This window comes from Sphingomonas alpina, from assembly GCF_014490665.1.
Lineage (GTDB): Bacteria > Pseudomonadota > Alphaproteobacteria > Sphingomonadales > Sphingomonadaceae > Sphingomonas > Sphingomonas alpina.
The window spans coordinates 839,040-865,482 of the sequence record NZ_CP061038.1 but is presented as its reverse complement, the minus strand read 5'-3'; the positions used below and the strand labels follow the sequence as shown (position 1 = coordinate 865,482).

At 64.1% G+C, this 26,443-nt stretch carries 31 protein-coding genes and 1 pseudogene; 17 read left to right on the top strand and 15 right to left on the bottom strand.

The genetic code is table 11. The features are described 5' to 3' along the window. Positions 1 to 113: 113 nt before the first annotated feature. Positions 114 to 1,463: a bifunctional UDP-N-acetylglucosamine diphosphorylase/glucosamine-1-phosphate N-acetyltransferase GlmU gene (glmU, locus tag H3Z74_RS04015; protein ID WP_187762703.1), complete on the bottom strand. Its 1,350-nt coding sequence runs from the start codon at positions 1,461 to 1,463 to the stop codon at positions 114 to 116. A 61-nt stretch (positions 1,464 to 1,524) separates the two neighbouring features. On the opposite strand from glmU, the gene H3Z74_RS04010 reads away from it, so the two are divergent. Continuing rightward, positions 1,525 to 2,196: an HAD-IA family hydrolase gene (locus H3Z74_RS04010; protein ID WP_187762702.1), complete on the top strand. Its 672-nt coding sequence runs from the start codon at positions 1,525 to 1,527 to the stop codon at positions 2,194 to 2,196. A 119-nt stretch (positions 2,197 to 2,315) separates the two neighbouring features. Continuing rightward, positions 2,316 to 2,888, top strand: a complete 573-nt coding sequence (locus tag H3Z74_RS04005; RefSeq protein ID WP_187762701.1) for a hypothetical protein — start codon at positions 2,316 to 2,318, stop codon at positions 2,886 to 2,888. 23 nt (positions 2,889 to 2,911) lie between these two features. Here the strand turns inward: H3Z74_RS04005 and H3Z74_RS04000 are convergent, their stop codons facing one another. The 5 genes from H3Z74_RS04000 to H3Z74_RS03980 all read right to left on the bottom strand — a co-directional run bounded on the left by H3Z74_RS04000 (position 2,912) and on the right by H3Z74_RS03980 (position 6,140). Beyond that, positions 2,912 to 3,319, bottom strand: coding sequence for a DUF4019 domain-containing protein (locus tag H3Z74_RS04000; RefSeq protein ID WP_187762700.1), 408 nt, complete (start codon positions 3,317 to 3,319; stop codon positions 2,912 to 2,914). A gap of 72 nt (positions 3,320 to 3,391) precedes the next feature. Beyond that, complete coding sequence (locus H3Z74_RS03995; RefSeq protein ID WP_187762699.1) at positions 3,392 to 4,393, bottom strand: nucleotidyltransferase domain-containing protein; 1,002 nt, start codon at positions 4,391 to 4,393, stop codon at positions 3,392 to 3,394. Then, on the bottom strand, positions 4,386 to 5,273 hold the full coding sequence (locus tag H3Z74_RS03990) for an HprK-related kinase A (RefSeq protein ID WP_187762698.1): 888 nt from the start codon (positions 5,271 to 5,273) through the stop codon (positions 4,386 to 4,388). The genes H3Z74_RS03995 and H3Z74_RS03990 overlap by 8 nt, the downstream gene beginning before the upstream one ends. Before the next feature lie 148 nt (positions 5,274 to 5,421). Next, entirely contained in the window at positions 5,422 to 5,721 is a 300-nt protein-coding gene (locus tag H3Z74_RS03985; protein WP_229726866.1) for an HPr-rel-A system PqqD family peptide chaperone, read from the bottom strand. A gap of 2 nt (positions 5,722 to 5,723) precedes the next feature. Then, on the bottom strand, positions 5,724 to 6,140 hold the full coding sequence (locus H3Z74_RS03980) for a hypothetical protein (protein ID WP_187762697.1): 417 nt from the start codon (positions 6,138 to 6,140) through the stop codon (positions 5,724 to 5,726). A 96-nt stretch (positions 6,141 to 6,236) separates the two neighbouring features. Here H3Z74_RS03980 and H3Z74_RS03975 point away from each other — a divergent pair, with 96 nt between their 5' ends. The 7 genes and pseudogenes from H3Z74_RS03975 to phoB all read left to right on the top strand — a co-directional run bounded on the left by H3Z74_RS03975 (position 6,237) and on the right by phoB (position 13,538). Further along, positions 6,237 to 7,466, top strand: coding sequence for an ATP-binding protein (locus tag H3Z74_RS03975; protein WP_187762696.1), 1,230 nt, complete (start codon positions 6,237 to 6,239; stop codon positions 7,464 to 7,466). A gap of 129 nt (positions 7,467 to 7,595) precedes the next feature. After that, positions 7,596 to 8,612, top strand: a pseudogene (locus H3Z74_RS03970) (substrate-binding domain-containing protein); the annotation flags it as partial. Between the two features lie 56 nt (positions 8,613 to 8,668). Next, positions 8,669 to 10,045 (top strand): phosphate ABC transporter permease subunit PstC, encoded by a 1,377-nt coding sequence (gene pstC / locus H3Z74_RS03965; protein WP_187762695.1) that lies wholly within the window; start codon positions 8,669 to 8,671, stop codon positions 10,043 to 10,045. Further along, positions 10,038 to 11,336, top strand: a complete 1,299-nt coding sequence (gene pstA / locus H3Z74_RS03960) for a phosphate ABC transporter permease PstA (protein ID WP_187762694.1) — start codon at positions 10,038 to 10,040, stop codon at positions 11,334 to 11,336. Before pstC ends, pstA begins: the two co-directional genes overlap by 8 nt. Further along, positions 11,336 to 12,103 (top strand): phosphate ABC transporter ATP-binding protein PstB, encoded by a 768-nt coding sequence (gene pstB, locus H3Z74_RS03955; protein WP_187762693.1) that lies wholly within the window; start codon positions 11,336 to 11,338, stop codon positions 12,101 to 12,103. The genes pstA and pstB overlap by 1 nt, the downstream gene beginning before the upstream one ends. 44 nt (positions 12,104 to 12,147) lie before the next feature. Beyond that, positions 12,148 to 12,843: a phosphate signaling complex protein PhoU gene (gene phoU, locus H3Z74_RS03950; protein ID WP_187762692.1), complete on the top strand. Its 696-nt coding sequence runs from the start codon at positions 12,148 to 12,150 to the stop codon at positions 12,841 to 12,843. 2 nt (positions 12,844 to 12,845) lie between these two features. After that, a complete protein-coding gene (gene phoB, locus H3Z74_RS03945) occupies positions 12,846 to 13,538 on the top strand; it encodes a phosphate regulon transcriptional regulator PhoB (RefSeq protein ID WP_034158672.1) in 693 nt (230 codons plus the stop codon). A gap of 161 nt (positions 13,539 to 13,699) precedes the next feature. Here the strand turns inward: phoB and H3Z74_RS03940 are convergent, their stop codons facing one another. After that, on the bottom strand, positions 13,700 to 14,911 hold the full coding sequence (locus H3Z74_RS03940) for a serine hydrolase domain-containing protein (protein WP_229727052.1): 1,212 nt from the start codon (positions 14,909 to 14,911) through the stop codon (positions 13,700 to 13,702). Between the two features lie 383 nt (positions 14,912 to 15,294). On the opposite strand from H3Z74_RS03940, the gene H3Z74_RS03935 reads away from it, so the two are divergent. Further along, positions 15,295 to 15,582 carry a hypothetical protein gene (locus tag H3Z74_RS03935; protein WP_187762690.1) on the top strand — a complete coding sequence of 96 codons (288 nt, stop codon included), beginning with the start codon at positions 15,295 to 15,297 and terminating at the stop codon, positions 15,580 to 15,582. A 102-nt stretch (positions 15,583 to 15,684) separates the two neighbouring features. Further along, a complete protein-coding gene (locus H3Z74_RS03930) occupies positions 15,685 to 16,584 on the top strand; it encodes an SDR family NAD(P)-dependent oxidoreductase (RefSeq protein WP_187762689.1) in 900 nt (299 codons plus the stop codon). Positions 16,585 to 16,590: 6 nt separating this feature from the next. Here the strand turns inward: H3Z74_RS03930 and H3Z74_RS03925 are convergent, their stop codons facing one another. Continuing rightward, positions 16,591 to 17,487 carry a LysR family transcriptional regulator gene (locus H3Z74_RS03925; protein WP_187762688.1) on the bottom strand — a complete coding sequence of 299 codons (897 nt, stop codon included), beginning with the start codon at positions 17,485 to 17,487 and terminating at the stop codon, positions 16,591 to 16,593. Between the two features lie 79 nt (positions 17,488 to 17,566). Between H3Z74_RS03925 and H3Z74_RS03920 the strand changes: the two genes are divergently transcribed. The 3 genes from H3Z74_RS03920 to H3Z74_RS03910 all read left to right on the top strand — a co-directional run bounded on the left by H3Z74_RS03920 (position 17,567) and on the right by H3Z74_RS03910 (position 19,918). Then, positions 17,567 to 17,995 carry a nuclear transport factor 2 family protein gene (locus H3Z74_RS03920; RefSeq protein WP_187762687.1) on the top strand — a complete coding sequence of 143 codons (429 nt, stop codon included), beginning with the start codon at positions 17,567 to 17,569 and terminating at the stop codon, positions 17,993 to 17,995. Positions 17,996 to 18,062: 67 nt separating this feature from the next. Next, entirely contained in the window at positions 18,063 to 19,094 is a 1,032-nt protein-coding gene (locus H3Z74_RS03915; protein ID WP_187762686.1) for a hypothetical protein, read from the top strand. Between the two features lie 191 nt (positions 19,095 to 19,285). Then, the gene (locus tag H3Z74_RS03910) at positions 19,286 to 19,918 is read left to right on the top strand and encodes a hypothetical protein (protein WP_187762685.1); all 633 of its coding nucleotides are present in this window, start codon (positions 19,286 to 19,288) and stop codon (positions 19,916 to 19,918) included. Positions 19,919 to 19,969: 51 nt separating this feature from the next. Here H3Z74_RS03910 and H3Z74_RS03905 read toward each other — a convergent pair whose 3' ends face one another. Beyond that, the gene (locus H3Z74_RS03905; protein WP_187762684.1) at positions 19,970 to 20,314 is read right to left on the bottom strand and encodes a DUF2794 domain-containing protein; all 345 of its coding nucleotides are present in this window, start codon (positions 20,312 to 20,314) and stop codon (positions 19,970 to 19,972) included. A 21-nt stretch (positions 20,315 to 20,335) separates the two neighbouring features. Then, the gene (epsC, locus tag H3Z74_RS03900) at positions 20,336 to 21,025 is read right to left on the bottom strand and encodes a serine O-acetyltransferase EpsC (RefSeq protein ID WP_187762683.1); all 690 of its coding nucleotides are present in this window, start codon (positions 21,023 to 21,025) and stop codon (positions 20,336 to 20,338) included. Positions 21,026 to 21,191: 166 nt separating this feature from the next. Between epsC and H3Z74_RS03895 the strand changes: the two genes are divergently transcribed. Further along, positions 21,192 to 21,959 carry a sulfite exporter TauE/SafE family protein gene (locus H3Z74_RS03895; protein WP_229726865.1) on the top strand — a complete coding sequence of 256 codons (768 nt, stop codon included), beginning with the start codon at positions 21,192 to 21,194 and terminating at the stop codon, positions 21,957 to 21,959. 104 nt (positions 21,960 to 22,063) lie between these two features. Here H3Z74_RS03895 and H3Z74_RS03890 read toward each other — a convergent pair whose 3' ends face one another. Both H3Z74_RS03890 and H3Z74_RS03885 read right to left on the bottom strand, forming a co-directional pair. Beyond that, the gene (locus H3Z74_RS03890; RefSeq protein WP_187762682.1) at positions 22,064 to 22,585 is read right to left on the bottom strand and encodes a carboxymuconolactone decarboxylase family protein; all 522 of its coding nucleotides are present in this window, start codon (positions 22,583 to 22,585) and stop codon (positions 22,064 to 22,066) included. Positions 22,586 to 22,652: 67 nt separating this feature from the next. Next, positions 22,653 to 23,195, bottom strand: a complete 543-nt coding sequence (locus tag H3Z74_RS03885) for a peroxiredoxin (RefSeq protein ID WP_187762681.1) — start codon at positions 23,193 to 23,195, stop codon at positions 22,653 to 22,655. A 147-nt stretch (positions 23,196 to 23,342) separates the two neighbouring features. Here H3Z74_RS03885 and H3Z74_RS03880 point away from each other — a divergent pair, with 147 nt between their 5' ends. Together H3Z74_RS03880 and H3Z74_RS03875 are read left to right on the top strand one after the other, a co-directional pair. Next, entirely contained in the window at positions 23,343 to 24,242 is a 900-nt protein-coding gene (locus tag H3Z74_RS03880) for a hydrogen peroxide-inducible genes activator (protein WP_187762680.1), read from the top strand. A gap of 161 nt (positions 24,243 to 24,403) precedes the next feature. Beyond that, a complete protein-coding gene (locus tag H3Z74_RS03875; protein WP_187764149.1) occupies positions 24,404 to 24,979 on the top strand; it encodes a fasciclin domain-containing protein in 576 nt (191 codons plus the stop codon). 1 nt (position 24,980) lies between these two features. Here H3Z74_RS03875 and H3Z74_RS03870 read toward each other — a convergent pair whose 3' ends face one another. The 3 genes from H3Z74_RS03870 to pgsA are packed head-to-tail and all read right to left on the bottom strand — an operon-like array spanning position 24,981 to position 26,251. After that, positions 24,981 to 25,427, bottom strand: coding sequence for a molybdenum cofactor biosynthesis protein MoaE (locus H3Z74_RS03870; RefSeq protein WP_187762679.1), 447 nt, complete (start codon positions 25,425 to 25,427; stop codon positions 24,981 to 24,983). Continuing rightward, a complete protein-coding gene (gene moaD, locus H3Z74_RS03865; RefSeq protein WP_187762678.1) occupies positions 25,424 to 25,681 on the bottom strand; it encodes a molybdopterin converting factor subunit 1 in 258 nt (85 codons plus the stop codon). The genes H3Z74_RS03870 and moaD overlap by 4 nt, the downstream gene beginning before the upstream one ends. 3 nt (positions 25,682 to 25,684) lie before the next feature. Beyond that, positions 25,685 to 26,251, bottom strand: coding sequence for a CDP-diacylglycerol--glycerol-3-phosphate 3-phosphatidyltransferase (pgsA, locus tag H3Z74_RS03860; RefSeq protein ID WP_187762677.1), 567 nt, complete (start codon positions 26,249 to 26,251; stop codon positions 25,685 to 25,687). Between the last annotated feature and the right edge of the window lie 192 nt (positions 26,252 to 26,443).

Below are 26,443 nucleotides of genomic sequence, written 5' to 3'. Positions count from 1 at the left end.
GGGTTAACGGCTACGGGGCTCGATGCCCCGTCGTCGCTTTAGTGGTGAGGGTGGAGGAGCTCGCTGCGCTCGCTACCCACCCCCTGCCCCCTCCCTTTCAAGGAGGGGAGTGGTTATTTCTTCTTCTTCGCCGTCATTGCGTCCCGAAACCGTTTTGCCCAGCCGGGCTTGGCTTCCTGCTTCGCCCGGGTCAGGACCAATGCATCCGCCTCGACATCGCTGGTCACGACCGATCCCGCCGCGACGATCGCACCTGCGCCGATATTGACCGGTGCGATCAGCGCGCTGTTCGAGCCGATGAACGCGCCCGCGCCGATCACCGTCCTGTATTTGAAATAGCCATCGTAATTGCAGGTGATGGTGCCCGCGCCGATATTGGCGCCGGCGCCGATTTCCGCGTCGCCGAGATAGGTCAGATGATTGGCCTTGGCGCCGGGGCCGAGAATAGCCTTCTTCATCTCGACGAAATTGCCGATTTTCGACTTCTCGCCCAGCACCGCGCCGGGGCGCAGACGGGCGAACGGGCCGACCTCCGCCTTTGCGCCGATCGTCGCACCCTCGATATGGCTGAAGGCGTGGATCACCGCGCCGTCGCCGATCGTCACGCCGGGGCCGAACACCACGTTCGGCTCGATCACGACATCGCGGCCGAGTTTGGTGTCGTGCGCGAACCACACCGTGTCGGGCGCGATCAGGCTGACGCCGTCGGCCATCGCCTGATCACGGCGTTTCGCCTGCCAGCGTGCCTCGGCATAGGCGAGTTCGCCACGGCTGTTGATTCCGATCACCTCATCGGCATCGGTTTCGATCACGATCGCGCGGTCGCCATCGGACAGCGCGAGCATGACGATGTCGGGGAGGTAATATTCACCCGCCGCATTGTCGTTGCCGACACGTTCGAGCAGCGGCCAGAGATCGGCGGCGCGGATCGCTGTCACGCCCGAATTGCACAGGTCGACCGCGCGTTCGGCCTGGGTTGCGTCCTTATACTCGACCATCTTGGCGATCGATCCGTCGGGATGCGCGATGATCCGGCCATAGGCCTTGGGGTCGTCGGGGCGGAAACCGAGTACGACCACTCGCGGCGCATCGGGCGCATCGAGGCGCGTGGCGAGCCGGGCGATCGTCGCGGTATCGAGAAAGGGCGTGTCGCCGAAACAGACGATCGCGGTGCCGTCGAACCCGGCCAGCGCATCCTTTGCCTGCAGCGCGGCGTGCGCGGTGCCGAGCTGTTCGGCCTGCAGCGCCAGGGTCACCGGGTGGCCGGCAACCGCCGCCTCGAGCTGTTCGCGGCCGGCGCCTGCCACCACGACGCTGCGCGTCGCGCCGGCGCGTTCGAAGCTGTCGACCAGCTGCAGCAGCATCGGCCGCCCGGCGATCGGGTGCAGCACCTTGTGCAGGTCGGATTTCATGCGTGTGCCCTTGCCCGCGGCAAGGATGATCGCGGCGATCGGCTGGGTCATGCGCCTGCCCTGCCACGACAGTATTGGCTTTTCCATAGCGATGCTGTCAGGCACCCCGTTCATGACGGATTTTTCATTTCAGATCGTCGGTTTCGACCTCGACGGTACCTTTCTCGACACCAGCGGCGACCTGACCGCGTGCGTCAATCATGCGCTTGGCCTGGCGGGCCGTCCGCTGCTCACGGTCGAGCAGGTCAAGCCGATGATCGGCGGCGGGGCGAAGCATATGCTGACGCAAGGGCTGGATGCGACCGGCGGCTGCGAACCGGACGAACTGCATCGGCTCTACAAGCTGATGCTTGGTTATTACGAGGCACATATCTCGGTCCATAGTGTGCCGTTTCCGGGCGCGATCGCGGCGCTCGACGAGCTCGATGCGCTTGGCGTGAGGAGCGCGATCGTGACCAACAAGTTCGAGGGGTTCGCGCGCAAGCTGCTGATCGAGCTTGGCCTGATCGATCGCTTCGCGACGGTGATCGGCGGCGATACGATGGGGAAAGGTCTCTCCAAACCGCACCGCGCGCCGATCGACGAGATGATCCGCCGCTGCGGTGGCGGCCGGGCAGCGTTCGTGGGCGATTCGATCTATGACATCCTGGCGGCGAAGAATGCCGGCATCCCGAATGTGGCGGTGAGTTTCGGGTTCCTGATGCAGCCGGTCGAGGAGCTCGAGGCCGATATGGTGATCGACCGCTATGACGAACTGATCCCGGCGCTGCGCCGCCTCGGCTGATTTTTTTTCGTTACGATCCCGGCACTTTTCCCGCGCTGTCGAGTTTGATGTCCCCTGCGAGTGGTCGCCGTGACCATTTTTTCCGACCTCCAAAGGTCGCACAGGGAGATAGAAACGACATGAATCCCAACAACAAGAAATGGCTCATCCTGACATTCGTCGCCGCGATCATCGGCGTGTTTGCCGGTCCGGCGCTGCTGGGCAGCATGGGAAGCATGGGCGGGATCGTCGGAGCCGTGATCCTCATCGCGGCGGTTGGCTATATCGTCTATCTGCTGTCGGCCAACAAGGTCGGCAAGGCGGCCGATCCGGCGGCGGTGAAGGACGCCCGGTCGCTGGTGCCGGCACCGGGCAAGGCGCGCATCTATGTCGTCCGGCGCGGCTTCATGGGCGGCCTGGCGGGCATGAAGGTGGATATCGCCGGCGTGGCGTCGGGGCAGATCCGGATGAACCAGTTCGTGATGGCGGAGGTCGCGCCCGGCACCTACACGGTCGAAACGGCGATGGCCCGCAACGGCATGAAGCCGTCCAATTCGGAGTCCAGCGTGACCGTGGCCGAAGGCGAGGCCGTCGTCGTGCAGGTCATGCTGGAAGTACGCGCCACCCATGCGGTGACCGTGCAGAAGCAGCTCTCGCCCGGCGAAGCGCGATCCGAGATCGCCAACACCAAAATGGTGCAGTGGACCAGCTGAGCTGGCCGAGGTTCAACTGACGATCAATTGAGGACCAAGGCGTCGGAATTGATGTGATAGCCGGCCAGGCTGACATGCTGTTCCGACACTTGGAACACGAAAGTCTCGGCCGCCTTGCCGCGTTCGTACAGCGTGTCATAGCCGAGCGTCAGCGTATGACCGTCGCCATTATATTGTTCGTTCCAGCCCTGGCGAACGGCCTGTTTGGTCGCACCGAGCTTGCGGTGCACCGCAGACAGAAGTGCAACGAGCTGCGGGCCGCTCGCGGTGGATTTCATGATGCCGCCGGACTGATCATAGATTTGCTGAAACTGCCCGCGATCGAGCATGGTGTGAAATTTGACGACGGCCTTTTCGGCTGCCGGCACGCTCTCACCCAGCGAGCAGGACGAAAGGCCGATCAGGGCAAGGGCAGCGAGCGCACGTTTCATGTCATGTCCTCGAGTCGAGGGCCAAGCTTGCCGGATCGTCGCGCGTCGCACAATGAGGTCGCGCCGGGGTCCCTACCCGCTGGCCGGACCGGCCCCGCCCTTGCGCCATTTGGTCCATAAATGCCGCGCCAGCATCGCCGGCGGCATGCGTAGCCAGTGCGAGCGGACGTAGAAGCCGAACCGGGTAAAGGGCCGCGTCGGCCAGCCCCAGCCATCGCGCGCGGTCAGGCGGCGCAGATACAAGCGGTCGGCCAGGTTCAATCTCACTCTCGCGCCGTAGAGCGCGGCGGCAAGGCGCAATGCGCGGGCGGTTTCCCGGGCCAGCCCGTGCTGCGCGGCGCGCTCAGCCAGACCGTCGGTGCCGAAATCCCCGACCAGGCAATGCACATCCCACAGGTTGCGCATGCCCCCGGCGAGATCGCCATCGGCGAACAGATGCGCAGCGGCATGCACCAGCATGTCGTTGGGCGACAGCCCATGCACGCCCGGCTGAAGTGCGACACGTGCCGCCAGCAGCGCGCCGGCATCGGGAGTGATCCGCGCGGTCAGCGGCAGGATCGTATGATGCACATCGATCATGCGGTCGCGCTCGCGGTGGATCAGCGGCGGCAACTCGTGCATCCAGCGGCGATAATAGTCGTCGTCATAGGGGTCGGGCTTGACCCATTCCCATCCCCCCGCGAGCAGCGCCGCCTCGACCGCATCGATCCTGTCTCTGGGCACCAATATGTCGAGGTCGCCGATCGAGCGCCCCTGCCCTGCCTCCAGCCCGGCCGCGACGAACGCCGTGCCTTTCAGCAGCACCAGCGGCACGCCGATCGCGGTCAGCACGCGGCGCGCCATTTCCGCTTCCCACAGGGCGATAATACGCCCCTGTTCCGCCGAAGCGCGGGCATCGTCGAGAATGCGCGCGACCGACTTCGGCACCGGCAGGCCGGCGAGCCGATGCGCCAGCGTGCCGATCATCTGCTCCGCGCGCGCGATCGCCAGCAAATCGGTCCAGCCCGCTGCATCGAGCGCAAGGGTGTCACCGGGTGTGCACAAGGCACGGGCGAGCAGCCAGCCATCATTCATGGCGCCCCCCCAAATCAGACCCGAGATCGGCCCAAGCGGCCTCGACCTGCGCCAGCGCGCTGTCGGTGTCGAGATAGTCGATCGCGTGCGCGGGGATCGACTTCACCAGCCGGGTCAGCGCGGTGAAGCCGCGTTCGCCCATTGCGACATAATTGGTCGATGCCTGAGTCAGCCGCACGAACACTTCGCTTTGCGCCACATCACGCGTCGCGGCGTCAAAGCCGAAGCTCGGGAAGAGCAGCAATGCCGGCATGGCGGGCGTTTCCATCGCCGCGATGGCGTCCACGCCGGGTACGAGATGGCGGATGCTGCCCTTGGGCGTTCCCTCCATCAGTGGCCCGAAGCGCCCATGCGGCACGGCCTGTTCGGCGACCGCGATCGCCTGGTTCTTCAGGCTGATCAGCCGGGGAAAGGGATGCACCAGCCCGGTCGCCGGATCGAGCAGGGCGAACTCGTCGCCCATCAACCGCCAGCCGCGCGCGCCGAGCAACGCGGCGAGCGTCGATTTGCCCGAGCCTGATACGCCGGTCATCAACAGCGCGCGGCCGTCGCGTTCGACCACCGAGGCATGGAGCAGCAGATAGCGCCGCTGCCCCAGCGCCATTTGCAGGTTCATGCCCATTTCCGCTGCGAGCAACCCTTGGGCCAGCGGCAATGGCGCCGCCTCGGGCAGGACGAAGTCGCCGCCGATCATCACGGATGGCCGCACGAAACGCCGCCACGGCCGCGCCGCGAACAGGCGCACGGTATAATCCGGCACGCCGTCGTGCGGCGCAGGGTAGTCGCGATAGAGTCCAGCCAGTTGATCGATCGGCGTACGCCAGTCGGAGCCGATGCGGAATCCGATCGGCCCGATGCGCACGGAAAAGACGTGCCTCATGAGTTGGACACCACGATCTCCGGCCCGTTCGGGCTGAGCCTGTCGAAGCCCGCCATCCCCCGACCAAGTCCGTCATTGGGGAAAGCGCCCTTCGACAGGCTCAGGGCGAACGGAGGTTGGGTGACTGCCATCACCACATAGTCCGGGATCAAGGTATCTTGACCGACGATTGTGAATAATCGGCTTCTACCAGCCCGGCTGCGGTCAGCTCATCAAGCCGCGCCGCCAGCGCTGACGTGTCACCGTCGGGCATGTCGAAATCCAGAGCGAGCCGCCCGACCAGTGTCGCCAGCGTCATGCCCGCCTCCCCCAGCGCCGCGAGGATCTCGGGCGCGGGCGAGGTCAGTAAATGGGTGATGCCCGAGGCGCGGTGATAGAAAAGCGTGAAGTCGTCGAGCCAGTCGATGCACAGCGTCTCGACGCGCGCCGCGCGAAACAGCGTATCCAACGTCAGCCGCGCGGCATCTGTAACGACGCGAAGCAGGTGAAACCGCTGGTGCCCGATTGCAGACGGCGGATGTAATTTGTGTAGGCGCGATTGCGCTCATAATCGACGCCGGGAAGCTGCCCGCCCGACAAAGCGCGCTTGACGTCCTGGCCCTTGAACGGCCGGGTCGCCGGAGCGAACGCGCCCGGCGTACCCGCCGGCACCAATTTACCGTCGGCAGCGATATAGCTACCGCGGCGGGCCGGATCGGGGACGGGGATCTCGCAGGTCAGGATCGACGCCTGGGTCTGTGCCAGAGCGGGACGGATCGAGATGATCGCCGATGCGCCAACCGCACCAAGCATCAGTGCACGGCGGCGGGTCGTGCCCTCCGTCTGCAGCTCGCCCGGCAGCCCGGTTTCAGGAGTATCGTCGCTCATCGCCCGTCCCTTATGAGACCCTAGCCCTTTCATATTCGTGAAACACTGGCAAGCGGGCCTATCCGGGTTAAGCACGATTGCGCTACAGGCCCTGTAATGTTCACTGGTTTTGGTCCCCGCACGGTCACCGCGATTGGCATCGTCCTGCTCGCCGCTGCCGCCGTCTATCTGCTCGGGCATGATGCGCAGACCACCTTGATCACCCTGGTTAGCGGGGTTGCCGCAGTCCTGGCGGCGGCCGGCACCGGTGATAGCGCGGCGGATCCACCGATCCCGGCCCCAGTGCCCTCCGGTCCCGCTGCGCCCGACCTGAGCGAGGTGATGGAAGCGATCATCGAGCCGGTGCTGATCGTCGCAGATGGCCGGGTCAGCCATGCCAACGCCGCAGCACGCGCGTTGCTCGGTGGGCATATCATCGGTGAAGACGTCCGCCTCGCCATCCGCCACCCCGCCGCAGCGGAGCGGCTGGCCAATCCTCTGGCCGGCCATTCATCGCGACCGATCGATCTGGTCGGTCTGGGTACGCTCGACCAGCGCTGGGAAATGCGCATTGGCCGCGCCTCCAGCGGGCAGCGCATCGTTCATCTGATCGACCAGACCGGCAATTATGCCGCGGAACGCATGCGGGTCGATTTCGTCGCCAATGCCAGCCACGAACTTCGCACCCCGCTCGCCTCGATCCTGGGCTATATCGAGACGCTGGCCGACGAAAAGGCGGGCGCCGACCCCGCCGTGCGAAACCGCTTCCTGCAAATCATGTTCGATGAAGCGCGGCGGATGCAGCGGCTGGTCGAGGACCTCATCTCGCTGAGCCGGATCGAGGCGGAAAAATACCGCCTGCCCGATATCGCAGTCGATCTTGGGGCGCTGATCGGCGAAGTGCGCACTGAAATGGAGCGCGCGCGGGACAAATCGGCAGGCGAGATCGTCGCCGATATCGAGCCGGACGTGCCGCCGGTCGCGGGCGACCAGGCACAGCTGAGCCAGGTGCTGCACAATCTGATCGGCAATGCGACCAAATATGGCCGCGCCGGTGCGCCGGTTTCAGTCCGGCTCTGGCGCGACCAGACCAATATGGTGCGAATCAGCGTGACTGATCAGGGCGAGGGCGTCGCCCCCGAACATATCCCACGCCTTACCGAACGCTTCTATCGCGTCGATCCCGGCCGCAGCCGCGCGGCTGGCGGCACTGGCCTTGGCCTGGCGATCGTCAAGCATATCGTCGAGCGACATCGCGGCCGGCTCGACATCGCCAGCACGGTTGGCAAGGGCACCACGGTGACCATCCTGCTGCCCGCGCACGGGGACGCTGTCATCAAACGGTAACGCAAGTGTCACACAGCAGCGATCATCGCAGTGCTAGGCGCAAACGCGGCGAGTCGAACCGGCGCCGCCCGACATCGTGTCACCAGAGGGGTCCCATGCTGAAGAACATCGCGCTTATCGCCGTTTCCCGCGCTCGCGCTCGCGGCATGTCAGGATCAGGCCAATGGCGGCGGCGCGGGCTCGCGCGACCAAATCAAGGCAGTCGGATCATCGACCGTCTATCCGTTCACGACGATCGTCGCCGAACAGTTCGTCAACAAGAACCCGGGCATGAAGGCGCCGGTGATCGAATCGACCGGCACGGGCGCCGGCATGAAACTGTTCTGCGCCGGCGTCGGCGCGGCGCATCCCGATATCGAAGCCGCATCGCGCCGCATGAAGGCGTCGGAATATACCGGTTGCAAGACCAATGGCGTGACCGACATCATCGAGATTCAGGTCGGCCTCGACGGAATCGCCTTTGCCGAGGGCAAGAACGGGCCGAAGCTGCAGTTGAGCCCGGCCGATCTGTACAAGGCGCTCGCGGCCAATCCGGCGGGCAAGCCCAACGCCTACAAGACCTGGAAGGACGTCAATCCGGCGCTGCCCGCAATCCCGATCCAGGTGTACGGCCCGCCCTCGACCAGCGGCACGCGCGACGCGCTGACCGAGCTGATCCTCGACAAGGGGTGTGCCGAGGTGACGCCAAGCGTCAAGGGGCTGAAGGACAGCGACAAGGATGCCTATGCCGCCGCGTGCAACCGCATCCGCGAGGACGGCGCCTATATCGACGCCGGCGAGAACGACAATCTGATCGTCCAGAAGCTGCAGTCGAATCCCAATGCGATCGGCATTTTCGGCTATTCCTATCTCGAGGAGAATATCGACCATCTCAACGGCGTGCCGCTGAACGGCATCGAGCCGACCTATGAGACGATCGCGCAGAACAAATATCCGGGGTCGCGACCCTTGTTCATCTACGTCAAGAAGGCACATCTCGCGGCCATCCCGGGCCTTCAGAAATTCCTCGATGCCTATGTCGCGGCGTGGAATCCGGGCGGCCCGCTGACCGCCAAGGGCCTGATCGCGTCGCCGGAAGGCGTGCGGACCAGCTCGGCCGCGATCGTCAAGGCATCGACGCTGCTCGACCCGAGCCAGTTGAAATAACGCTCCTTGCGCGCCGGTCGTGACCGGCGCGCCTCCTCCGTTACGAGAACGCCGCGTTGTCCACGCTCGCCCTTCTATTCCTCATTGCCGGACTTGGCCTGATCGGCTGGCTGACCGCACGCGTTCGCGCGGTCGGTTTCCGCCGCGACAGCAGTGCGCGGTTCAGCTCACTGCCCTCGCATCACGGCACCTATGTCGCGCTGTGGACGCTGTTGCCGGCGCTGCTGTTCGTGGCGGTTTGGTCGTCGGTATCGCCCGCGCTGGTCACCGACACAGTGCTGACTGCGCCTGCCGCCGCGCAATTGCCACCGCCGGGGTTCGAGCGCGCGGCAGTGCTGTCGGAGGCACGCAACATCGCCAATGGCCGCACTTTCGGATCGTTCAACCCGATCGCGCAACAGCTGGCACCGGCCTATGCCGCCGCGCAGTCGCGCTATGACTGGATCGGTACGGCGGCCGCGCTGCTGCTCGCCTTTGCCACCGGCGCCTGGGCCTATCTGCGGATCAAGCCCGATTTCCGGGCGCGCACGCGAGTCGAACGCGTGGTCATGCTCGTGCTGCTTGCCGCCTCGCTGATCGCGATCCTGACCACGGTCGGCATCGTCGCCTCGCTACTGTTCGAATCCTGGCGCTTCTTCAAGATCGTGCCGATCGGCGATTTCCTGTTCGGTACCCATTGGAGCCCGCAGGTCATTCCAGCGAACGATCCGGGCAGCGCGCTCGGCGCGGTGCCTTTGTTCTGGGGCACCTTCTTCATCGGCGCGGTGATCGCGATGATCGTCGCGATCCCGTTCGGGCTGATGAGCGCGATCTACCTGACGCAATATGCCGCCCCACGCGTGCGCCGCTGGATGAAGCCGATCCTCGAGATTCTCGCGGGTGTGCCGACCGTAGTTTACGGCTATTTCGCCGCGCTGACCGTTGCGCCTGCCGTTCGCGACCTGGCCGTGTCGATCGGTGTGACCTGGGCCAGCTCGGAAAGCGCGCTCGCCGCCGGGCTGGTGATGGGCGTGATGATCATCCCGTTCGTGTCGTCGATGGCCGATGACTCGATCGCCGCCGTCCCCGCCTCGATGCGTGACGGCAGCCTGGCAATGGGCGCAACGCCATCCGAGACAATCCGCAAGGTGATGCTGCCCGCCGCACTGCCTGGCGTGGTCGGCGGCGTGCTGCTCGCAATTTCGCGGGCGATCGGCGAGACGATGATCGTGGTGATGGCCGCGTCGGGCGTCGCCACCCTGTCGCTCAATCCGTTCGGCAGCGCGACCACCGTGACCAAGCAGATCGTCGACCTGCTAACTGGCGAGGCCGAGTTCGACAGCCCCAAGACGCTCGCCGCCTTTGCGCTCGGCCTGACGCTGTTCGTCGTCACGCTATTACTCAACATCATCGCGCTGACCGTCGTGAAACGGTATCGGGAAGCTTATGAATAACGTCGCCGCATCCCCCTCCGGAGTGGTGCCGGATCGCGCCCCGACCGACTGGCGGACCGACGCGATGCAGCGCCGTATCCGCCGACGCTATGCCGCCGAACGCCGCTTCCGCTTTATGGGATTGAGCGCGGTGGTCATTTCGGCCGGGTTCCTCGCCTTTCTGCTCGTGACGATGTTCCTCAACGGCGCAAGCGGCTTTACCCAGACAGAGCTCAAGCTGCCGATCGATTTCCCGCGTGCCGGGCTGACCCTCGATCCGGCGCAACTGCACGGCCCGGCACAGGGAGGGGGCGCCGATATCGCGCTGGCGGCGGCGGGGCTTGAGCGGGCGACCGATGCCGCCGCGATCGCCGCGTTCGGGCCAAAGGGCGACGCATTATTATCCGATGGCGCCTGGCTGCGCGTACGGGATGCAGTGAAGGCCGATCCCGCGTTGCTCAAGACGCGCAGCATCGTCTCGGTTCCTGCTTCAGCGGCGATCGACAGCGCCGCCAAGGGCCGCGGATCGGCCGAGGCAGAGCGGCAGGTCGCCGAACTCGGCCAGCGCGGTGTCATCACCACCGGGTTCAACCCGTGGTTCCTGACCAATTCGGATTCGACCGACCCGACCATGGTCGGCATCTGGGGCGCGCTGAAAGGCTCGTTGTTCACGATGATCGTGACCCTGCTGCTCGCCTTCCCGATCGGCGTGCTATCGGCGCTGTATCTCGAGGAATATGCGCCGCGCAATCGCTGGACCGACCTGATCGAGGTGTCGATCAACAACCTGGCCGCTGTGCCGTCGATCATCTTCGGCCTGCTTGGCCTTGCAGTGTTCCTCGGCACGTTCAACCTGCCGCGCTCGGCGGCTTTGGTCGGCGGGCTGACGCTCGCGCTGATGACCATGCCGGTGATCGTCATTGCCGGCCGGAATGCGATCAAGTCGGTGCCGCCATCGATCCGCGATGCGGCGCTGGCGGTCGGCGCAAGCCCGATCCAGGTCGTATTCCATCACGTCCTGCCGCTTGCCTTGCCCGGCATCCTGACCGGCACGATCATCGGCATGGCGCGCGCGCTGGGCGAGACCGCACCGCTGCTGATGATCGGCATGCGCGCCTTCATGGTGTCGCCGCCCGAACGCCTGACCGATCCGGCGACCGTATTACCCGTGCAGATCTTCCTGTGGTCAGACCAGGTCAATCGCGGCTTTATCGAAAAAACGAGCGCGGCAATCATCGTGCTGCTCGTCTTCCTGCTCGCGATGAACGGGCTGGCCATCTATCTTCGCAACAAATTCGAGACCCGCTGGTGATGACCGAACAAATTTTGAAGATCACCGCCCGCAACGTGAACGTCTTTTACGGCGCGAAACAGGCGATCAACGACGTGTCGATCGACGTCGACCAGGACAATGTCACGGCATTCATCGGTCCGTCGGGTTGCGGCAAGTCAACCTTCCTGCGCACCCTGAACCGGATGAACGACACCGTCGCCAGTGCCCGGGTCGAGGGCGATATCCGGCTGGACGGCGAGGATATCTATGCATCGTCGATGGACGTGGTGCAGTTGCGCGCGCGGGTCGGCATGGTGTTCCAGAAACCCAATCCGTTTCCCAAGTCGATCTACGAAAATGTCGCTTACGGCCCGCGCATCCACGGCCTGGCCGGCAGCAAGGCCAATCTCGACGGGATCGTCGAACAATCGCTGCGCCGTGCCGGGCTGTGGGACGAGGTCAAGGACCGGCTGAGCGAAAGCGGCACTGCCCTGTCGGGCGGCCAGCAGCAGCGGTTGTGCATCGCTCGCGCCATCGCGGTCGATCCCGAGGTGATCCTGATGGACGAGCCCTGCTCGGCGCTCGACCCGATCGCCACTGCCAAGATCGAGGAGCTGATCCACGAACTGCGCGGCCGCTATGCGATCGTGATCGTCACGCACAACATGCAGCAGGCCGCACGCGTTTCGCAAAAGACCGCTTTCTTCCATCTCGGCACCCTGGTGGAATATGGTGCGACCTCCGACATCTTCACCAATCCGCGCCAGGAGCGGACCAAGGATTATATCACCGGCCGTTATGGGTAGTCATTGCGGACTAATCATTGCAGCTGAGCATTGGGATCAAGATTGTGAGTGACCATACGGTAAAGGCTTTCGACGACGATATCGGCGAACTGCGCGGCCTGATCGCGCAGATGGGCGGTCTGGCCGAGCAGGCGATCGGCGCGGCGATGGATGCGCTGCAGCGTCACGATCTTGACGCCGCCACCAGGGTGATCGCGGGCGACAAGCAGATCGACGCGATCGAGATGGAGGTCGAGCAGCTCGCGGTGCGCATCATCGCGCTGCGCGCGCCGATGGCCGACGATCTGCGCGAAGTGGTCGCCGCATTGAAGATCGCCGGGGTGATCGAGCGGATCGGCGACTATGCCAAGAACATCGCCAAGCGCGTTCCCGATATCGACGCCCATAGCGAGATCGAACCGCTGTCGATCATGCCCGCCATGGCCAATCTCGCCAAGGCGATGGTGCATGACGTACTCGACGCCTTTGCCGCGCGCGATGCCCAGGCGGCAGTCGAAGTGTGCGACCGCGACCGCGCGGTCGACGATTTCTACAACAGCCTGTTCCGGGTGCTCGTCACACATATGATGGAGAACCCCAAGACGATCGGTCAGGTCGCACAACTCTTGTTCATTGCCAAGAATCTGGAACGTGTCGGCGACCATGCGACCAATGTCGCAGAGATGGTCTATTATGCCGCGACCGGCGAACATATGGCCGAGCGCGACCGTGGTTCGCTGACCGCCAGCGAAGGAGTTTGATGATGGCGCGCGCCCGTATGCTGCTGGTCGAGGACGATGCCGCCCTCGCCGAATTGCTCGTCTGGCATTTCAAGCGTGAGGATTTCGAAATCACGCACACACCCGATGGCGAGGAAGCCTTGCTGCTCGCCAAGGAAGCGACGCCGGATATCGTGCTGCTCGACTGGATGGTCGAAGGCCTGTCCGGGATCGAAGTATGCCGCCGCCTGCGCCGCATGCCGGAAACCGCGAATGTGCCGATCATCATGCTCACCGCGCGCGGTGAAGAGGAAGATCGCGTCCGCGGCCTCGAAACCGGTGCGGACGATTATGTCACCAAGCCCTTCTCCCCGCGCGAACTCGTCGCGCGCGTCGGCGCGGTGCTGCGCCGGGTGCGGCCGGCACTGGCGGGCGAACAGCTGACCTATGCCGACATCGAAATGGATACGGTCGGACACAAGGTCCGGCGGTCGGGCGACGTCATCCCGCTCGGACCGACGGAGTTCCGACTGCTCAAGCATTTCCTTGAGCATCCCGGCTGGGTCTTCTCCCGCGAGCGTCTGCTCGATGCTGTGTGGGGGCATGACTCCGACATCGAATCGCGCACCGTCGACGTACATATCCGCCGGTTGCGCAAGGCGATCAACGATGGCGGACGCGCCGATATTATCCGCACCGTGCGATCCGCCGGATACGCGCTCGATTCGGGCGCGTGAGGATTTTTTGAGAATTCGCAGATGAGCGAATTTTAAAGCGGCGCCAGCCCGCTCCCCCTCCCGGCCATTCATGGCATATCCTGAAGGGATGGCGGGGAGGAGGAGAAGGGCCGGCACCGCCAAGATGCCCCTTCCGTACATCTTCAAAAACCCCTGCGCGCTTATCTCCCTCGCGCGCCAGCTGATCGAGCTGGGGCACCGGCAAGCGCCTTATCCGGCTCCGCGAGCGCCTTGAGATCGAGCCAGTCGGTCGGCGGCAGGCCGTACAGCATGTCGAAGAATTCGAGCTGCAGCCGCGCTGCTGTGGCCCGGTTGCTGTTCCACAGCATCACGATGCCGCTTCGGTCCGCCGGATCGAACAAAATGAGCGAGCCATAACCGTCCACCGACCCGCGGTGACCGACCAGGGAGTGGCCGGCATAGGTGAAACTGCGCCACGCCAGACCATAGGAGGCATGGGTCAGCGCGCGATCCATTGCGCCGCGCGGACCGTGCGGCGGTGTCGGCACCCTGGGGCGGTGCATGGTGTCGAGCATTGCGGGCGACAGCACGCTCGGCGCGTCGCCCATTTGCGCACGCATCCAGCGCGTGAGATCGTTGATCGACGAATTGACGCCGCCCGCTGCCGGCACGCGATAATAGATATCGGTCACCGTCGCGGGCGTCCTGGCCAGATGGTGGGGTCGCGCCCAGCTCGCCGCGCTTTCCAGCCCGGCACGGCCGACGCTTGCGTTGGTCATGCCGAGCGGCACGAAGAGCTGCGCGCGAGCGACCGATCCATAGTTCTGCCGCGTGACTCGCTCCACAATCTCGGACGCAGCGTCGAAAGCGATATTCTGGTAGGTGTAACAGGTTCCCGGCAGGCAATAAGGCGGGAGCGTGCCGAGCTGACTACGGATCAGCTTCGGGTCCTCCCCCGCTTCCAGCCGGTCGTCCCAGGCATTGCGGACCAGACCAAGGCGGTGTGAGAGCAGATCAGCCACGGTCGCGCGGCGGATATCGCCAGGCAGCGTGAGAGTCGTACCCATGGTCGCGAGCGGCGCGTCGAGCGAGAGCCGGCCATCCGCGGCGAGTTTGGTGACCAATGCGGAGGCCACGCCCTTGGAAAGCGACGCCCAGCGGAACACGGTATCGGGCGTAACGCGATCGCCCGTCCCCGCAAGCGTCTCACCATAACCGCGAACGAATCGGACCTGCCCGCGTTCGACCATGCCGACCGCCAGGCCGACCATGTCAGGCTGCTGCATGAGCGTGAGGATCCGCTCATTCAATCGCCGATAATCGACCCGCGATGGCTGGTCGTAGGGCACCAGGTCGATCGACAACGCGCTCCTGGCGGTCGTCGCCCGTTTCTCGGTGGTGCCCGGCCCCATACTACTCAAGGCGAGCGCCCCACCAACGCCCACAAGCAGGACAAGTCCCAAGACCATATAACGCTTTCCCGCTCTCCGCTGCGGACTCCTCAATTTCTGCATTCGTGTTTCGACTTCCCTGGCAGAGCTCCAACGATCGATCATGGAACCGCGGCTCTGTGTGCCAATCTCGGGGAATGCACCAGAGAGGGGCGGGCTTTTTCGACCAGATGACTGTCCGGGTCGACCGCCAGCGCACCGGAAGCGTGTCGGCATCGTCCGCACCGCAAGATCAGCGGAATACGCACTCGATTCGCGAGCGTGACGATATTCTGGAGCCAATAGGAAAGATGCGCGTTTGGGTCCCGCGCCATGTTCGGCGCAATGCTATCAGGAGACCCTTGATGAAGCTGATCCTATTGGCCGCCGCCGCGTTTATCGCAGCCCCCGCGGTGGCGCAGGACGCCCCCGCACAGCCGGCCGCAGCGGCCGAGCCGTCCCCGGCCGAGACCACCGGTGGCTATGGTCCGACGGGCCCTGCGCTGAGCGGTCCGGTACAGCCCGGCGCGACGGTGGTGTTTCGCCAGGCGCCGACGCCCGATCAGGCCTATCCGGCCCCGCCGCCACTGGCCAAATATCCGGTATGCAAACGCGGCCAGACCGACAATTGCATCCAGCGCGGCGGCCGCTGAACCCGCAATGCGGGCGCACGTCACAAACGTGCGCCCGTATGGCTTTCCCTAAACGGAAACTTGTCCTAGGAAGCGCGCGAACGTTTTCCAGGAGCTTTTTGCATGACCATTCGCTTCGATAACCGCGTTGCCATCGTCACCGGCGCAGGCGGCGGCCTTGGCCGTACCTATGCCCTCGAACTCGCCCGCCGCGGCGCAAAGGTGGTCGTCAACGATCTGGGTGGGTCGCGCGATGGCACCGGCCATTCCGACGCTGCGTTGAAGGTCGTCGAAGAGATCAAGGCAGCCGGCGGCGAAGCAATGTCGGACGGTGGCAGCGTCACCGAATATGAGCATATGGTCGAGCTCGTCGCCAAGACGAAAGAGAAATGGGGCGGCATCCATGTCCTGATCAACAATGCCGGCGTGCTGCGCGACAAGAGCTTCGCCAAGATGGAGCCGGCCGATTTCAAATTCGTCGTCGATGTGCATCTCAACGGCTCGGCGATGTGCACCAAGGCGGTGTGGGAAACGATGCGCGAGCAGAATTACGGCCGCATCCTGATGACCGCGTCATCAACCGGACTGTACGGCAATTTCGGCCAGGCCAATTACGGCGCGGCCAAGCTCGGCTTGGCCGGCCTGACCAAGACGCTCGCGATCGAGGGCGCCAAGAATAATATCAAGGTCAATACGATCGCCCCGACTGCGGGCACGCGCATGACCGAGGACCTGTTCCCGGCCGAAGCGTTCGCCGCCTTCGCACCCGAAAAGGTCGCACCGGCCGCCATCTATCTCGTGTCCGAAGACGCGCCGACCAACATGATCGTCGGCGCGGGCGCGGGCGTGTTCCAGGCCGCCTATGTCACGCTGACCCAGGGCAAGCTGCTGACCGGCGACGAATTGTCGGCCGAAGGAATCGCGGCGCATTGGGCCGAAATCACCGACCGCACAGGTGAACTGACCCCGCAATCGGGCGCCGAGCAGTCGCTGTCGATCATGCGCAAGTTGCAGGGCGGCTGAGCGTCATCATCGCGCCAGGCGCATGACCACCCCGCGCAGCCATATCGATGCCGGATCGGTCTCGAGCCGCGCGGGGTAAAGCAGCCATTGCTGATCGGCCGGCTGGTCGATCGGCAATGGCGTGATGACCAGGCCAAAGGGCCCGGCCACCGTCGCTGCGAAACGCGACGGGACGATCGCGACCAGTTCGCTGCGCGACACGAGGTGGGCCGCCTGAAGATAGGTCGGCACCGTCGCCGCGATACGCCGCGCGAGACCCATGCTGCGCAGCCAGGGTTCGACCGGATCCTCCGTCAGCGCCGCCGGGATCACCGCGGCATGCGGCAGGCCCAGCATTGCCGCCATGTCATCGGCGGCATCGTTGCGCGGCCGATCGGCGCGATGGATCAGCAGATCGCGATCCTGATACAGGCTGCGCATGCGAAAGCCGTGATAGACCTGCGGTTCGGTCGAAATGGCGAAGTCGATTTCGCCACCGCGTGCCGGCGCAAGGCCCGGCCAGCCGATAATCTCCAGCCGGCAATGCGGCGCTTCGGTTGCGAGGATTTCAATCAGCGGCGGCAACAGGGTGGTCGCCACCACATCGGGCATGGCGGCACGAAACACGCGCTCCGCCTCTCCGGGTATAAAGGCTTCAGGCCGATAGAGCGCAGCGGCGCTGTCGAGAAATTCCTCTATCGTGTCGCGCAATGCCTCACCACGTGGCGTTCGGCGCATCGCAGGCCCGGACCGGATCAGCAGAGGGTCGCCGAAGTCGACGCGCAGCCGGGCGAGCGCGCGGCTCATGCCCGGTTGAGAAAGCCCCACCTGCGCGCCGGCCTGAGTGACATTGGCGGTCTCGAGCAGCGCGCGGAGCACGACCAGTTGATTAAGGTCGTAACGCCGTAAATCAGCTTTTGGCATGATATGAATCATCTATATGCATTTTTGTTATCCATCCACGTGATCCACAAACGGCTCCGACGCAACAAGGAGCATTTTCATGAGCACCGACGCCAACAAGGCCATCGTCAAACGGATCTTCAACGCCATGGCAGAGGGGGATCGCAGCGCATTCGGCGATGCGCTGCACCCCGATTTCGCTTGGCAGGCGACCGGCTCGTCGAGTTGGTCGCGGCGCTGGGAAGGCCTCGACACGGTGCGCCGCGACCTGTTCCGGCCACTCTTCGCCCAGTTCGATGGCCAGTATCGCAGCCACGCCACACGCATGATCGCCGAGGGCGATCTGGTCATGGTGGAGGTTCAGGGCGACGTACGCACGCGGCGCGGCGGCCGGTACAATAATCAATATTGCTACATCTGCCGCTTTGCCGGCGGCCAGATGATCGAACTGATCGAATATATGGATACGGCGCTGATCGATCGCGAACTCGGCACCTATGAGGAAGCGCTGGCGACCGTCAAAGCCTGACCGTCTTGGTGTATTGTTTTACCAACACACCCATGCTATTCTTCCGGCAGGAACAGGGAGGATTGTCATGTACAGCGAGAGCGACATCGACGGCGCAGTGGCGGCGGGGGTCATCACCCCCGATGCCGCCGGCGCGTTGCGCAACCATATTGCCGCCAACCGCGCCGCGCCGGCGGTCGATGAGGAGTCGTTCCGGCTCCTGACCGGTTTCAACGACATTTTCGTATCCATCGCGATCGCCTTGCTGCTGGTCGCGATCGCACAGATTGGCGAGGCGATCGCCAAGCCGCTGGCCGGCGCCGGCGTCGCGGCGGCATCGTGGCTGCTTGCCGAATATTTCACGCGCAAGCGTCGCATGGCGTTGCCCAGCATCCTATTGCTGCTGGCCTTTGTCGGCGGCGTTGCCGCGACACTGGTCGGCGCAATGATCCAGATCGATCCCAACCTGTCGGAGCAGACCAATGCAGCGATCGGCGCGGGGATCGCACTGATCGCCGCTGGCGCCGCATGGCTGCACTGGCGCCGCTTCATGGTGCCGATCACCATTGCGGCGGGTGCCGCGGCATTGGTTGCGACCGCCACCGGCCTGGTCATCGCCGCAGTGCCAACCACCGAGAATGCGGTCTATGCGATCGTCCTGGTCGGCGGGCTCGCCGTGTTCGCGCTGGCGATGTGGTGGGACATGTCGGACACCGAGCGCCGCACACGCCGTGCCGATGTCGCCTTCTGGCTGCATCTCGCCGCCGCACCAATGATCGCACATCCGGTGTTCCAGATGCTCGGCATCTTCGGCAATGATATCGGCATGGGCACCGCAGTGATTGTGCTCGGCCTCTATCTCGTCTTCTCGTTCGTCGCGCTGGCGATCGACCGCCGCGCCCTGCTCGTCTCCAGCCTCGTCTATGTCCTCTATGCGATGTACGCGATCATCAACAGCGCGGGCGCGGTCGAACTCAGCGCCGCAATCGCCGCACTGGTGATCGGTTCTGCCCTGCTGATGCTCTCGGCCTTCTGGCACACGATGCGCCGGACCGTGGTGGGTGTATTGGGCGGCCTTGGCGGCCGTTTGCCGCCGGTCGCGACACTGGTGCCGGCCTGACCATAGCAAGCGATCCGTTCGAACGGACCCCTGCCCCGGCGCCGCAAGGCTGCCGGGGTTTTCTTTGGCGGTTATATTGCTTGCAACTCATTGCCGTGACGACAGCTAACGACCCAGTTGCGGCCACTGCGTAAGCACGGCATCATTCCAGCGAACAACAAGGGCGTGCATCGCAGCACAGGGAGATGCGCATGTTCACGGCGAGGATTGTCCTGTTTTCCCTTTTGCTATTCGGTTCGCCTGCGATCGGAGCGAAGAAGGCGAACGAATACGATGGTAACGACGCAGGGTGCCTGATCTATTCCGTCGGGACCATCAAGATCGGAATGCACTTCACGTTTCCCTACAGGCGGGTAACGACGTTAGACGGATCAGCGGTCAATGATTGGAAGGGAGAGATCAAGCCCAAAGTCGGCGGTGCCTTCTATCTGAAAGTCAAGAACCCCGACTTCACCGGCGATGAATCCGGTCACGTCGTGGTTCGGTGCCTGCCACCGGGCACCTATGAGGTTGGCGATTTTGAATTTTACGGGTCCTTACCCGGCGTCGCGACCTACGAGTGGTCGCCGACCCACACTACGGCGTTCCGTTTTCACCTCCGCAGCGGGCAAGCGACCTATATCGGTAGCTTCATGCGCGCCCCTTCTCTGGGAACTCCGCTTCAGCCGATTTTGGGCGCTGCTGGCTTCTTTGTGGTCTCGGACCGTAATCAACGGGACCTGCCGATCGCCAAGGGGCGATTGCGCGCCGACATGGAGATTACCTCCGAGATCACCGACGTTACGATCTTCAACCACCCAGCTCTTCGAGTCAGTGAGCCCTGAGCGGCGAGTCAGCTATCCACCAATAACTACCGCTGGGCATCGCCCATGTTCCTAATCCGCCACCAGCTTCATCAAGCGGCGTTCGACCGGTGCCAGGACCGCTGGCAGTTCATGCCCGCGCTTCAACACCATGCCGGCCTCGTTGATCAGTGCCCACATCCCCTGCCGGTTGCGCAACGCGGGGCGTTTCTCGATGCGGAATTCGGGTCGTTCGGCGGCGCGGCGGAAGGCAGCGAAGACCGCGGCGTCGCGTCCGAGATCCATCGCATAGTCGCGCCAGTGCCCGGCCGAGACCATGCGGCCATAAAGATCGAGAATGCGGGTCAGTTCGGCGCGTTCGAACCCCACTTGCGTGGCGGGACGCTGCGGCGCGGGAAAGGGTGTGACGATTCCCATCAAGCCTCCGGCACGGAACGGTCAGGCACGGTCGCGCTCTCTCCCCACGCTTTCATGTTCGGCAAGCAACGCATCGAGCCGCTTGCGCATCGTCTCCAGTTCGCAGCGCAGCAGCTCGACCTTCTGCGTCGCCGGATCGAACATGTCGCTGCACGGCGTTCCATAAGCCAGGAAGCCGCTCTGCTTCTGCCCGCCCTCGACCATCGTCGCGCGTGCCGGGATGCCGACCATCACCGCGCCTTCGGGCACCTCGCGCGTGACCACTGCATTGGCGCCGATCCTGGCGCCCTTGCCGACGATAATCGGCCCGAGCACCTGCGCGCCCGATCCAATGATCACCCCGTCCGACAGAGTCGGATGCCGTTTGCCCTGGATACCATTGTCGGGACTGGTCCCACCAAGCGTGACGCATTGGTAGATCGTGACGTTGTCGCCGATCTCCGCGGTCTCGCCGATCACCACGAAACCATGGTCGATGAAGAAATTGCGCCCGATCGTCGCGCCTGGATGAATGTCGATCGCGGTCAGGAAGCGCGAGAAATGATTGACCACGCGCGCCAGAAAATAAAGCCGCGCCTTGAACAGCCGGTGCGCGATACGGTGATACCCGAGCGCCCAGACGCCGGGATAGGTCATGATCTCAAGCCGCGACCGCGGTGCGGGGTCGCGCGCCTTGATCGAATCGAGATAGGCGATCAGACTTCCCATCATTGCGTCCCCTTAGTCGCGGGGCCATATCTAGTCGTTCAATCCGACGAATTAAAGGACCGGACCATCGTAACTTTCTGCCGACAAACCCTATCTTGCTTGTAGGATTTCCAGCGGTGCGCGATCTCGATCATTCAGGCTTGGCGCATAATAGCCTTGGGGGATTGCATTGAGTTCGTTTCTTTCAGTCGAAACCATCGAGACAATCCTCCCCTTCATCGCGATCGGCTTTGCGGCACAGATGGTGGATGGCGCACTGGGCATGGCGTTCGGCGTGATCTCGAATTCGCTGCTGCTGTTTCTCGGCGTGCCGCCGGCCGCCGCGTCGGCCGGAGTGCATACGGTCGAGACCTTTACGACCGCTGTCTCCGGCATCAGCCATGCGATCCATCGCAATGTGAACTGGAAACTGTTCTTCCGGCTGATGATCCCGGGCGTGATCGGCGGCATTCTCGGTGCCTATGTCCTGTCGAACATCGACGCGAGCACCGCCAAACCGTTCATCCTGGTCTATCTGACCGGTATCGGCCTGTATCTGCTGTTCCGCGCGATGCGCTACCCGCCGCGCGAGCGCGAGCCGAAGATCGTCGAGCCGCTTGGGCTGATCGGTGGCTTTCTCGATGCGGCGGGCGGCGGCGGCTGGGGTCCGGTCGTGACCTCCAACCTGCTCGTACAGGGCGCGAGCCCGCGGATGACCGTCGGCACGGTCAATACCGCCGAATTCTTCCTGACTGCGACGATCTCGGCGACGTTCATCACTCAATTGGGCCTTGAGGCCTTCACCCTCGCGACAGTCGGCCTGCTCATCGGCGGCGTGATCGCGGCGCCGTTCGGGGCGATGCTCGCCAAGCGAGTCCCGGCGAAGACGCTGATGTTCCTGGTCGGCGTCATCCTGACGCTCACCAGCCTGTTCAATCTTTACCGGGCTTTGGTCTGAACAAGAACGCCGGGCGCCAAACAGGATCCGTTCGCTCTTAGCTTGTCGAAGGGCCGCTCTTCTTTGCGACGGGCTTCGACAAGCTCAGCAAGAACGTAGCAGGGTCAATTCACCGCAGCATGGACCGTGGCGACGGCCTTCAGCACCGCACCGATACGTACCGCCGTCTGGATCGCTTCGGCCGACGCGCCGGCTTTTTTCAGCACCTGCTCATGGCTGTCGATGCACATGCCGCAGCCGTTCATCGCCGATACGGCGAGGCTGAACAGCTCGAAATCGACCTTGTCGATCCCCGGCTGACCGATCACGTTCATGCGCAGCTTGGCCGGCATGCGCTGATATTCGTCATTACCGGCGAGATGGGTGAAACGGTAATAGACATTGTTCATCGCCATCACCGCCGCCGCCGCGCGCGCCGCGTTGGCCGCCTCGGGCGAGAGTTTGCCGGCAGTCTCAGCCTCGGTCACATCGACCAGCGGCTTGTAGCCGGTGGCATGCGCGCAGGCGAGCAACAGGCCGAATTTCTGCTGGTCGGGCAGATGCTGTTCATTGAGCAGCGAGCCGACATTCAGGCGGATGTCCTTGGCGAAATCGGGCAGAGTGCCCGCGAAATCCTTGAGCGACATGGGTGTCTCCAGTCAAAACAAAGGGCGCGAGGCCGCACGGCCCCGCGCCCTTCAAACGCGATGGTGCTTAAGCGGCCAGCTTCAGGACGTCGTCGCCCTTGTTCCAGTTGCATGGGCACAGTTCGTCGGTCTGCAGCGCGTCGAGCACGCGCAGCGTCTCGGCGGGGTTGCGGCCGACGTTCAGGCCGTTGACCTGCACTGCCTGGATCACATTGTCCGGATCGATGATGAAGGTCGCACGGAACGCGACATGCTCATTCTTGTCGAGAATGCCGAGTGCCGAGGCGAGCACTGCACCATTGTCGGCGATCCATGGGAAATCGGCAGCCGCCAGATCGGGATCCGACTTGCGCCAGGCGAGATGGACATGCGCGGTATCGGTCGAGGCGCCGATCAATACGGCGTCACGATCGGCGAAATCGTCCTTGAGATTGGCATAGCCGACGATCTCGGTCGGGCACACGAAAGTGAAATCCTTCGGCCAGTAGAACAGCACCTTCCACTTACCGGGAAAGCTGTCCTGGCTGAGCGTCTCGCCAGCCGGAAGGGCATCCACGCCCTGCTGGACGGGAACGGTGAAATCGGGGAGCGTGTCGCCGATGGTGAGCATTGATGGCCTCCTCAAGGAAATGGGTCGGCCGTTCGGACATCCTCGCGCCGGGACGTTGGCCGCCCTCTTCGCTGCGCTGCACATAAGCGCTGGCTTTTAATCGATCAAGCAGGTTATTCTGGTCGCCTTGATCGATTGAGGCAATTAATGGCCACCTACCTCCCGACGCTGAAACAGCTTCAATATCTCGTTGCCTTACAGGATCATGGCCATTTCGGGCGGGCCGCCGAAGCCTGTTTCGTGACCCAATCGACCTTGTCGGCCGGCATCCGCGAACTCGAGACATTGATCGGCGTCGTCCTGGTCGAGCGCACCCGCCGCGTCGTGCGCTTCACCCCGCTCGGCGATCGAATCGCCGACAAGGCGCGTCGTGTGCTGCGCGAGGCGGAGGAGCTGGGCGACCTCGCCCGCGCCGCGGGGCGACCCTTGTCAGGGGAGATGCGCATGAGCGTCATCCCGACGATCGCGCCGTTCATGCTTCCGCGCATCTTGCCGCGCCTGCGCCGCGATTATCCCGACCTGAAACTGTTTCTGCGCGAGGAACCCAGCGGTGCCGCCTGCGAAGGCCTGCACCATGGCCGTACCGACTGCGTGTTGCTCGCCCTTCCCTATGCGTGTGGCGAAGTGTCGAGCGAATTCCTGTTCGACGACCGGCTGTTCGTCGCCGGCCCCGAGTCCGAGCTCGGCAGTTCGTCACTCACCATCCGTGCCGCGGATATCGACGAAACCCGGCTGTTGCTGCTCGAGGACGGGCATTGCCTGAAAGATCATGCGCTCGCCGCGTGCAATCGCCCCGAGCTGCGCGCCGAAGCGACGATGCTGGGTACGTCGCTGCACACCATCGTGCAGATGGTCGACAATGGCCTGGGCGTGACGATGCTGCCCGAAATGGCGCTGAAGGCCGGCATTCTGGATCATACCGGCTTGACAGCCCGAGCGCTGGAGGCTGAAAATCCGTCGCGCCAGATCGCCTTGGTCTGGCGACGAGCAAGCCCGCGAGAGAAGGATTTCCACCTGCTCGCGCGCGTGCTTGCCGAGGTGCACTGAGCGGACCGCGCGACGGACGGCGGAACCCATTTGTGTGCTGAATCGTACATTTGCCGCGTGCCGGACCCGGCACGACACGGTTTTACAGGTTGGAGAGACAGATGAATTCCTTTGCCAAATTTCCTTTGGCGGCGCTTGCCGGCGCACTTTCAATGACCGCCATGACCGCTACCGCCGCCCCGTTGCAGGATACGGCAGCCCCGGCCCAGGCGGCACCCGCTGCGCCGGCAGCGACAGCGGCACAACCGGCTAATCCGGCGGTCGGCGGCGCGGCGATGGATGCCGCCAAGACGATCGTCGACAACGCCTCCGCCGCACCCAATCTGAGCACTCTCGTCTCCGCTGTAAAGGCGGCCGACCTGGCCGCGACATTGTCGGGCCCGGGTCCGTTCACTGTCTTCGCACCGACCAATGATGCGTTCAGTCGCCTCGCCCCGGGCACGGTAGACACGCTGCTCAAGCCGGAGAACAAGGCGACTCTGGTGAAGGTCCTGACCTATCATGTCGTGCCCGGCACGATCACCGGCGCGCAATTGCTGGCACAGATCGACGCCGGCGGCGGCAAGGTGGTGCTGAAGACGGTCGAAGGCGAACCGCTGACCGTTGCCAAGGAAGGCCAGGCAGTGGCGCTGATCGATGTCAACGGCAACAAGAGCTATATCGAAGTCCCCGATGTCCGTCAGTCGAACGGGGTCGTCCATGTCGTCAACGGTGTGGTCCTGCCCAAGCTGAACTGAGTCAGCCCGGTTCCCTCCACCGCGCGGCAGCGTCTTCGTCGCTGCCGCGCGGTTCGACCCAGCTTGCGACGGCCCCGCGGCTTTCCCGTTTCCAGAACGGGGCATCGGTCTTCAGCCGGTCGATCAGGAAGGCGCACGCCTCCAGCGCAGGCGCACGATGCGCAGCGGCGACGCCGACAAAGACGATCCGATCGCCCGGATGCATCACGCCGACACGGTGGAGTACCGTGACCGCAAGTAGCGACCAGCGCTGTGCGGCCCGCTCGGCCAGCGCCAGCAACGCGGCATCGGTCGCCCCCGGATAATGTTCAAGTTCCAAGGCGCTGACGCCGTCATCGGCGCGGACCAGTCCGGTGAAGGTCGCGATGCCCCCTGCCCCCGTCACCTCGATCGCCGTCAGTTCCTGCGCGAGATCGATCGGGTCGGTCTGGACGGCGGCGCGGATCATCCGCCGGTCACCGGCGGAAAGATCGCCACTTCGCGCGGTGTGCCGAGCGGTGCATCGAGCGCCACGAAGACCTGATCCACTGCCGCTCGCAAGCGGCCTCGATCCGCGAAGGCGCCGGAATGCCCCTCACTGCGGCCGGCAAGCCAGTCGATCAGCTGCGCGACCGTGGCAACCGACTCCGGCGGATCGACCCGTTCCTGCCCGACGCCGATCGCCTCGCGCACCCAGGCGAAATACAGCATTTCGATCACCACGGCTCAATCCATATGCTTCAGGCCGACGCGCAGATAATCCCAGCCGGTCACCAGGGTCAGCGCCGCGGCGCCCCACAGGGCGGCAAGGCTGACATCCTGCACCCAGGGCCAATCGGGCAGGCCGCCGCCGAGAATCAGTCCCCCGAGCGAGACGAGTTGCAGCGTCGTCTTCCATTTGGCGAGCTGCGACACCGGCACCGACACCTGTAACTGCGCGAGGAATTCGCGCAGGCCCGACACCGCGATCTCGCGCAGCAGAATGACCAGCGCGGCGATCTGGTGAATACCGGTGATCACCGCCGGGCTGGTATCGCGCGTGCTGACCAGCAGCAGGATGACCGCCGCGACCATGATCTTGTCGGCGATCGGATCGAGGAACACGCCGAGCTTTGAAACGGTGCCTTGCGCACGGGCCAGATAGCCGTCGAAATAATCGGTCACGCCCATCAGGCAATACAGCACGAACCCGGCGAGATAGCCGGCCGGCCAGCCCGGCCACCACAGGAACCATGCCAGCAACGGCACCGCGACGATTCGCGACAAGGTGAGCAGGTTGGGCAACGTCAGCATCGCATTGCTCTAGACCTGCCTACGGCCCCGGGAAACCCCATGGCGGAAGTCCGGGATGGAACGGAATGGCACGGATATGCGTCAGGGATAGGCGTCAATGATAAGCGGTTGCCGCTCCGCCACCGCCTCGTCTATGTCGCGACACTGTTTCGCCACAAACCCAATCACTAACCCCAATCACTAACAGGGCCG